This is a genomic window from Acinetobacter sp. UBA5934, from assembly GCF_002430855.1.
In the GTDB taxonomy this organism is placed as follows: domain Bacteria; phylum Pseudomonadota; class Gammaproteobacteria; order Pseudomonadales; family Moraxellaceae; genus Acinetobacter.
Genome location: NZ_DJDC01000079.1, coordinates 1 through 8,386, shown reverse-complemented (window position 1 = coordinate 8,386; position 8,386 = coordinate 1). Strand labels below are relative to the sequence as shown.

Genomic DNA, 8,386 nt, shown 5'->3' with positions numbered 1-8,386 from the left:
AAATCAATTGGATAAAACACCATTTTTAGCGCCATCCACACGTGAGCCCATGTTACGAATGCAGTCACCGGAATAATGCTGAGCACTGCCCAAAAATCTGGGCGATTCAAGAAGACTTGCCACAATTCATTGACGTACTCAAGCATGCATAAATTCCATATTTAATTTTTTGTTCACAGAATACAGGTATTAATAAAGTTGAATATTTTGTCTATAAACCGATACTTAAAGTATAGGAGAATTGTAGTCTGGGTTCAGTTTCGGCTACAACACGACCATTACTGTCCTGTAGTTTCTCCCCCGCCCCAATACCGATACTAAAACTGCTGATCCGTTCTGAACTAAGCAAAACATACGCCAGATCAATGCCCCCACCTAAACGGCTTTCGTATTTGTCATCAACCTGTTTGCTATCGATATGACCGGCATAAGCCCCTACATAATAACCATTTTTGTCCTTGCCGGTGAGGTGTGCAGGATAACGAAAGCCAACTTGTGCTCCAACTGTACGATCATCGTTGAGAAAAGCACCACCTTTCACATAAGCAATCCCATAAGGATTCACCCATTCAGTGTTTAGATGGATAAGTTTCTGGGTAAAACCGACCCCAACATTAAATTCTTTAGGCTCACGATCCTCAGTTCTGTTTGTCGTATTATTCACTTGATCATGTGCATATCCCCCATTTGCAAAGAATGCAAATGCCAACAAAGGGTAAACTTTGTTCATTCCTTCACCATCTTCCTTAATTATAGTTTTTGGTAGAGTCCTATTTTTATTTAATTTTGACTTTATCAGAATTATTAAAACTCTTGTATGCAGCACTTTACAATTTTCATGTCTGCAAAGTCAAAGTTTAAACACAGGAATTGCTACAGCCAGTTTTTCATTATCAAATCCCGTACAGTTGCGCTAGAATACTCCACTTTAATTCCTTTCCCTCTGGTCTTAAGTCGATCGCGTATGAAGCAGCACTTTCCTTTAAAAAACGTTCAACAAGAAAAGCGCATTTATCGCAATCGGGTGTTTATCTCCATCGGGATCGTGGCATTCTTTCTGTTGCTGCTTATTGTGCGTTATGCCTATTTGCAAATTGCGCATTTTAATGAGTTTTCAACTGCCTCAGACCAGAACCGTATCCGGCTGCAACCTTTGGCACCGGCACGCGGCTATATCTATGACCGTAACGGTATTTTGCTGGCAGATAACTATCCCGTCTTTTCCGCAACCATGTCTCGAGCTGATGTGCAGGACATTGAAGATACTGTAAAGCGTTTAACCCCCATTCTAAGCCTGACCCAAGAAGACATCGACCGTTTTAGCAGTCGTATTAAAACCTCTAAAAAAACCGAACGCGTATCACTGAAATTAAATTTAAACGAAACCGATATTGCCAGATTTAGCGAAGTCAAATTTCAGTTCCCCGGGGTCAATATTGAAACCCAAATGACCCGCTATTATCCGCATGGTGACCTGTTTGCCCATGTGATTGGTTATGTGGGACGTATTAACGACAAAGAATTAAAATCGATTGATAAAGATTTATATGCCGGCACCAACCTGATTGGTAAAATCGGGGTAGAGAAATCTTATGAAGATCTGCTGCATGGAGTGCCTGGCAATGAATCTGTAGAAGCCGACGCTCACGGTAATGTATTACGCAATTTGGGTCGTAAAGAACCGGTACGTGGTAATGACTTATACCTGTCAATTGACTACGGCTTGCAGGTCACCGCGACTGAGCAACTGGCGGGCCGTCGTGGTGCCATTGTGGCGATGAACCCGAAAACAGGGGAAATTCTGGCCCTGGTTTCTAGCCCAAGTTTTAATCCGAATTTATTTGTGACCGGGATTAGCAGTACTGATTATAGTGCCCTTCGGGACAATCTGGACCAGCCGCTTTATAACCGTGCCGTGCAAGGTGCTTATCCTCCTGGTTCAACCATAAAACCCATGTTTGGTTTAGGCGGAATCCACTATGGTTATGTCGATTGGGCTACGGCCATCTCTGACCCCGGTTATTTCACCTTGCCCGGTGACAGCCACCGCTTCCGTGACCATAAAAAATCCGGTCATGGTGCGGTAAATCTGCATAAAGCCCAGGTGGTATCTTGTGATACTTATTTCTATATCCTGTCTTATCGCATGGGTATCGAAAAAATGAATGCCTGGATGCGCCAGTTTGGTTTTAGTGAAAAAACGGGCGTGGATTTACCGAGCGAAAGTACAGGCTTGTATCCAAACCCAGACTGGAAAATGCGTACCCGTAAAAGCAAATGGCTGAAAGGTGAAACCATTTCGGTGAGTATTGGACAAGGTGCTTTTACTGCCACCCCTTTACAACTGGCGATGGCGACTGCGATTACCGCAAATCAAGGTTCGCATATTACCCCGCACGTATTGCGTGAAAGTCACGGTGCCAAACCGTTTCAAATGCATAATGCACCGGATGGCAAAATTCAGTTTAATGGCAAACCCGAAGACTGGATTAAAATGCGTGATGCTATGGTGGATGTAATTCAAAGCGGTACCGGTCGCGGTATTCGTACCCCCATGTATCAAATCGCAGGAAAAACCGGTACAGCACAGGTTAAAAGTATTGCCCAGGGTAAAAAGTATAACGAGGCCTTATTAACCGAGCGTCAACTTGACCATGGTTTATTTGTCGGTTTCGCCCCGGCTGAACATCCGGAAATTGCCATTGCGGTTGTTTGGGAAAATGGTAAACACGGTGGTTCAGCTGCACAATTGGCTAAACCTATTTTTGATTATTGGTTATTGACCCGTAAAAAGAATCCGATCCGCCCGGCAGCTCATCAAATGAGTGGCGGTTTAATGACTGCGGGGATTAAACCGGGTGAATTGCCAAGTGGTAGCGGTAGCAATATTCAGGCGGATACCACCACGGCAGCGACACTGCAAACTACCCAAGCAGCATCCAGTGCACAACCCGCAGAAGTTGAAGGTGAATGATCTATGAAAAATCAACTCCGTATTATTGGCGGTGAATGGAAACGCCGTCAGCTTCCTTTTGCCAGTATTGAAGGCTTGCGTCCTACACCCGACCGTGTCCGTGAAACTTTATTTAACTGGCTGATGTGGGATATTCAAAATGCACAGGTTCTCGATATCTGCGCCGGCTCAGGGGCCTTAAGTTTTGAAGCTTTATCACGTGGTGCAGCGCAGGTGGTGATGATTGAACCGAATCGTGCACAAGCTGCTTTTTTAACGGATAATTTGCAGTTGCTGAAAGTGACCAGTCAACACGCCAAATTAAAAGTAGCCACAGCACAGCAGACTTTACCCAGCCTGAAACAATCCTTTGATCTGGTGTTTCTAGATCCACCTTATAGTTTAGATTTGTGGGAAGAACTGGCTCAGCTTGCCGACCCGCTCATTAAAGATCAGGCATTTATTTATGTGGAAGCTGATCGTGAATTAACTCAGCTTAAACTTCCTGCTTCCTGGCAGCAGGTTAAACAAAGCAAGGCAGGCACCGTCCGTGCAGGGTTGTATCAAAAGAACGCACCCTAATCTACAATAAAAAAGGATTCCTGAATGGAATCCTTTTTTGTCAAATGTAGTCTGCCTGTTTAAGCTCAGGCTATAAAGCTGTTAGCGGTTATAATGTCTATCCCGATCGGTTCTGTCATGATTCCAGTCCGGACGGTCTCTATTGTCCCAGTCTCGGTCACCATGGTGTCGATCATAGTGTCCATTGCCATCTCGATGACCATAATCGTCATCATAAGGATCAAGGACACAGCCGGTTAATGACACTGCCAATACAGAAAGTAAGATCACTTTTTTCATCATATTCCTCACCTTTTTACTGCATACATCTAGTATTAAATGATTTAATGAAGAGCGATGGGATTCCGTGTTGAATTCTTGTAGTGATTTATTCATTTTTTATGCATGAGCTAAATTGCCTCACTAAATGTTGAAGTGGGTTTTATACAAAGTTCTCCTTTTATTTGCAGAAATATTGCTAACTATAAGCTTGGCTTTTTGACGTATCTTTTGAATACTACTGACTTTTCATCTGTACCTATCGCTATGACTTGGTTGTTATTTATTCTTGGTGCAATGGTCGCAGGTTTTGTACAGGGACTGACCGGCTTTGCCTTTGCCCTGATTGCCATGTCATTCTGGGTGTGGGCCTTGCCCCCGCAAATTGCTGCGCCCCTGGTGGTCTTTGCTTCGGTATGGAGCCATATCATTTCATTATCCAATGAACAAAAGCATCCTCATCTGCATAAAACCCTGGTGTTGCCTTATTTAATTGCCGGACTCATTGGCGTACCTTTAGGCACATATTTATTGCATATTATTCAACCTGAAACCTTTAAAGTTGTTCTCGGTATATTTTTGGTGTTGTGGTGCCCAGTGATGTTTTTTAATCCGGCATTTCCCCGTCTACAGCAATCTGGCAAACTGGCTGATAGCGTGATTGGATTTATCGGCGGGATTTTGGGTGGTTTAGGCGGATTTTGCGGTTCATTACCCTCTGCCTGGGTGATGCTGAAAAATCTGTCCAAACAGCAACAACGTTACGTTTTACGACATTTTAATTTTGGCATTCAGCTGTTTACGCTGCTGGCCTATTTACTGCAAGGTACGCTTGACATCCAGCTCTGGCCTTATATTGTTATCCTGCTGATCAGCGTCAGTTTTCCTGCGATTCTAGGAGCAAAATTATTCTATAAAATTTCGGAAAAACAGTTTAAGCACACTGTTTTAAGCCTTTTATTTGCTTCGGGCTGCTTCCTGGTTTTCAATACACTGCTGTAAGAACTAATTCTTGCCGAAAAAAATTAATTGCATATGTTGAGATATTGCAGTGTTATTTATCTATAACCACATATCAAAAGGACGATTAGTCTCATTTAAACAAAAAACGCCCAATCAGCCAGGCTGAGCAAATTTATCGGCAGGAAAACTTTATACAATAACTTAACCCCATCATTAATTTTCCCAGAAATGAAAACCTTGATTTTATTAGCAGGAATGATTTTTCTCTCTGGCTGCTCGCTCAGTACTTCGCGTGAGATTAAACATGCGGAAAAAATGCTTGCAGATTTTCAGTGCAATAAAATTGAAAGTGCCCAAATGGCGCATAGTTCGATCACCTCTTATCATGAACAGGCGCTTGCTTCTAGCCGCCAAAAAGCCGAATCCTATGTGCAAAGCTATAAAGATGGGGACGAGTTATTTAATCTGCCATTAACAGAAGTAATCGAGGAACAATATTATATTTATCAGGAAGCATGCCAACATTTAGGCGGAATTCATCCAGCACAGAATCTCTAGTTCCTTCAGGCGAAGGCGAGTTCCATGCTGAATAATCAATCATCTGCAGCAAGCTAAAATGTTGCCATTACGCGCTCTTAGCTTTGCTTGAAGACTCGACAGAAAAACCATGTATTTGTAGTGATGCTTAAGGGTAATAACGTTTATCTACACTAAACTGTTCTGGAAATTTGGCATGAATTTGTGCATAAAAAGCCATGATTTCAGCCATATCTTTCTCATAATCGCCAGTAGGATAAACAATTTTACCTACCCCGGTTTTCTTCTTGGCATAATCCATATAAGCCAATGCAATGGGCACGCCTGCATTGATTGTCACATGGTAGAAACCGGTTTTCCATTGTTCCTGTTTGGCACGCGTGGCTTCCGGTGTAACCAGCATTACCAGTTTAGGATGGGTCTTAAATAAATCCGCCATCACTTGAACCATACTAGGACGTGGCTCACCTTCCTTTTTCGCTGTCCGGTCAATCCCGATTCCACCCATTGCCCGTACAAATGGACCAAATGGAAATTTCATATAGCTGTCTTTAATAGTTAAACGAACATTCACCCCTAATGCCTTGAGTGCCAGACGTGCATATAAGGCATCCCAGTTGCTGGTGTGCGGTGCAGCAATCATCACACATTGATCTAAATCAAGTGGCCAATGATTATCGATTTCCCAGCCCATCATTTTTAAACTTTGTTCAGCTAATTTCTCAAACACTTACCACACCACCACCTAATCAAGTGCGCAGAGTTTAACAATGTGATTAAAATATGAAAGTGCAATATGAGCAGTAAATAACCAGTTAATATATAAATGTATAGCTTTGCAGGTTTAAAGAAAAAAGTTGAAATTTGCCGTTTTATTTATACCAAAATTTTCTTAGGGTGATCTCCAATTTTCATTACAGATTAAAATCCATACAAACCAGAAATCACAAAGGCATAACAAGATGAATATTTAATCCATCTGCATTTTTATATAGTTTGAGATTTATATGGTTTTTAAAGTTGTACCCGCTAAAAGGAACAATATCATGAAAAAACTAATATTCATCCTGTCACTGAGTAGCTTAGCCTTAATTGGATGTAACAAACCCAATACCGATACTCATGAAAGCAATACAGCACCTGACCGCCCCATGGCTCAAACCACTACCCCATCACCTGCCCCATCTCAACCCGCTGCTCCTACAAATGATACTGCTGAAACATCACTGGATTGGCCAGGTGAATATAAAGGCGTCCTACCCTGCGCTGACTGCGAAGGTATTGAAACCGAACTGGAATTAAAAGCAGATAAAACCTATGAATTGACCCAAGAATATTTGGGTAAGGGAAAAAACAAGGAGACCAAGGTAAAAGGCTCTTTTAGTTTTGATCCGAATAATCCTTCCATGATTAGCCTGGACCAAGCAGGAGAAAATCGTAAATTTTTTATTGGTGAAAATTTTATTCAGGTACGTGATCCACGTTCAGGAAAAGTAATTGATTCCAAAACGAATGACAAATTGCAAAAAGATATGAATTAATTTCTTATTGAAATCTCGACCTGCATGCAATTAAAAAACCTGGAAAATGGCGATTTAATTGCATCTTTTCTGTAGTTCTTATGACACCGTATAAATAGAAAGTTATTTCATCGCCTGATACTTTAGCCCCCCCTAAGGCTAGGCTTATAGTTAAAAATATTTTTATATTAAACGGTGGTGCCAAGATAAAATTTTCTTATTATTTTAATTTTTTATTATTTATCTTTAACTTGCATACTCAAAATCGATGCTCACTCCCATAAGCTTGTACAAAAATTCTGCCTGGGATTTACACTGCATTTTTGCATAGATATTTTTTAGCCAGGTTCGTACAGAACTTAGAGCCAATTGGTAATGTGCAGCAATTTTTTCCAAATTACAGCCATTAATAAATAATTCACACAGTTCAAATTCCCGGTGAGATAGACCATATATTTGTTTGAGATAAGCTGAAGCCAGCTTATATTTCTGTTCGGTTTCAGTAATAAATAGCATGGCATATGGCTTCAAAGGATCTTTTAAATCGGTAAAATGTCGCGGACTGCTAAAAGGGGCAATGGTTAGCATAAATTTTTGTCCATGCTGATCTTCCAGCGCCAATACCCCGCCTACCTGTTTTTTCGCGTAATTAGCTTCTGGCTTAATGCTTGATATTAAGTGCTCTAAATCTAATTGATAGACCTTGCTTACATTAAGCTGGTTATTTTGATCAAGTTCGAATAGCTTGGATTGTTCGAAAAAATACTGTGCTTTCTGATTGTGATAATACAATTCCCGATTCATATCGATGAGTAAAATGCCTGTTTTAATTGCATTGAGAATTTGGTACAAATATTTGTTTTTGAGTCGAACTAAAGTCAATTGTTTATGAATCTGCAAGGCTCTATGTAAATGCATACCCAATCTTTTTAGAATATCCAATTCATACTGGCTAAAGGGTTGATCCTGTTTGCCGCGATGAATTCCCAATACTGACCATTGATGATCGCCGTGCTCTAGCAATAGGTTGGCAATAAAACCCACCCCAGTCGCTTTTAAACATTTTTCATAAAATACAGCTTCATCTGTAGCAAAGATCTGAGCATATTGCGTTAAATTCTGACTCGAAACATTTCCAACACCCAATTGCAGCCAAAATGGCGAATGTAACTTTTGATTCATTATTCTTATTTTTTCCTGCTGATAGGTTTCCAAACTGCACGGCGGAATATTGTAAGTATGAACAAAGTTATAGGCAGGGTTTAATTGGTCCAAAGCAGTAAAAATAGCTGCCTGACCTTGAGTATATTGAACAATTTGCTGAATCACTTTAGGCCATAAGCTGGCATTCAAGGCAGCATCATAAATTTGTTCAATAATTATATTTTCCAGCTCCTCTTGCATTGATTTTGCCAACCTTAAACAGATAAAAACTATTGGTTATAGATAATTAGAATAGAGAATTGAGGTGATTAGTCAAACAAAGGATATTAATAATATGAATAGGAATTTAAAAAAAATCCCCGCAAGAAGCGGGGATTTTTTTATTATCTGATACCTGTATGAATTACAT

9 protein-coding genes are annotated in these 8,386 nt (G+C 40.7%); 5 read left to right on the top strand and 4 right to left on the bottom strand.

The genetic code is table 11. The features are described 5' to 3' along the window. Positions 1–211 precede the first annotated feature (211 nt). On the bottom strand, positions 212–730 hold the full coding sequence (locus B2Y23_RS05750; protein WP_291369557.1) for a hypothetical protein: 519 nt from the start codon (positions 728–730) through the stop codon (positions 212–214). 234 nt (positions 731–964) lie between these two features. Between B2Y23_RS05750 and mrdA the strand changes: the two genes are divergently transcribed. Then, positions 965–2,974, top strand: coding sequence for a penicillin-binding protein 2 (mrdA, locus tag B2Y23_RS05745; RefSeq protein ID WP_291369555.1), 2,010 nt, complete (start codon positions 965–967; stop codon positions 2,972–2,974). Between the two features lie 3 nt (positions 2,975–2,977). After that, positions 2,978–3,535, top strand: coding sequence for a 16S rRNA (guanine(966)-N(2))-methyltransferase RsmD (rsmD, locus tag B2Y23_RS05740; protein WP_291356199.1), 558 nt, complete (start codon positions 2,978–2,980; stop codon positions 3,533–3,535). 81 nt (positions 3,536–3,616) lie between these two features. Here rsmD and B2Y23_RS05735 read toward each other — a convergent pair whose 3' ends face one another. After that, the gene (locus tag B2Y23_RS05735) at positions 3,617–3,814 is read right to left on the bottom strand and encodes a hypothetical protein (protein WP_409514826.1); all 198 of its coding nucleotides are present in this window, start codon (positions 3,812–3,814) and stop codon (positions 3,617–3,619) included. Between the two features lie 246 nt (positions 3,815–4,060). Here B2Y23_RS05735 and B2Y23_RS05730 point away from each other — a divergent pair, with 246 nt between their 5' ends. Both B2Y23_RS05730 and B2Y23_RS05725 read left to right on the top strand, forming a co-directional pair. Continuing rightward, positions 4,061–4,795, top strand: a complete 735-nt coding sequence (locus tag B2Y23_RS05730) for a sulfite exporter TauE/SafE family protein (RefSeq protein ID WP_291369559.1) — start codon at positions 4,061–4,063, stop codon at positions 4,793–4,795. A 189-nt stretch (positions 4,796–4,984) separates the two neighbouring features. After that, entirely contained in the window at positions 4,985–5,314 is a 330-nt protein-coding gene (locus tag B2Y23_RS05725; RefSeq protein ID WP_291369553.1) for a hypothetical protein, read from the top strand. A 127-nt stretch (positions 5,315–5,441) separates the two neighbouring features. Here B2Y23_RS05725 and B2Y23_RS05720 read toward each other — a convergent pair whose 3' ends face one another. Continuing rightward, entirely contained in the window at positions 5,442–6,023 is a 582-nt protein-coding gene (locus tag B2Y23_RS05720; protein ID WP_291369551.1) for a 1-acyl-sn-glycerol-3-phosphate acyltransferase, read from the bottom strand. Positions 6,024–6,339: 316 nt separating this feature from the next. Here B2Y23_RS05720 and B2Y23_RS05715 point away from each other — a divergent pair, with 316 nt between their 5' ends. Then, entirely contained in the window at positions 6,340–6,834 is a 495-nt protein-coding gene (locus B2Y23_RS05715; RefSeq protein WP_291369549.1) for a copper resistance protein NlpE, read from the top strand. 225 nt (positions 6,835–7,059) lie between these two features. Here the strand turns inward: B2Y23_RS05715 and B2Y23_RS05710 are convergent, their stop codons facing one another. After that, positions 7,060–8,217 (bottom strand): helix-turn-helix transcriptional regulator, encoded by a 1,158-nt coding sequence (locus B2Y23_RS05710; protein ID WP_291369547.1) that lies wholly within the window; start codon positions 8,215–8,217, stop codon positions 7,060–7,062. Positions 8,218–8,386 lie beyond the last annotated feature (169 nt).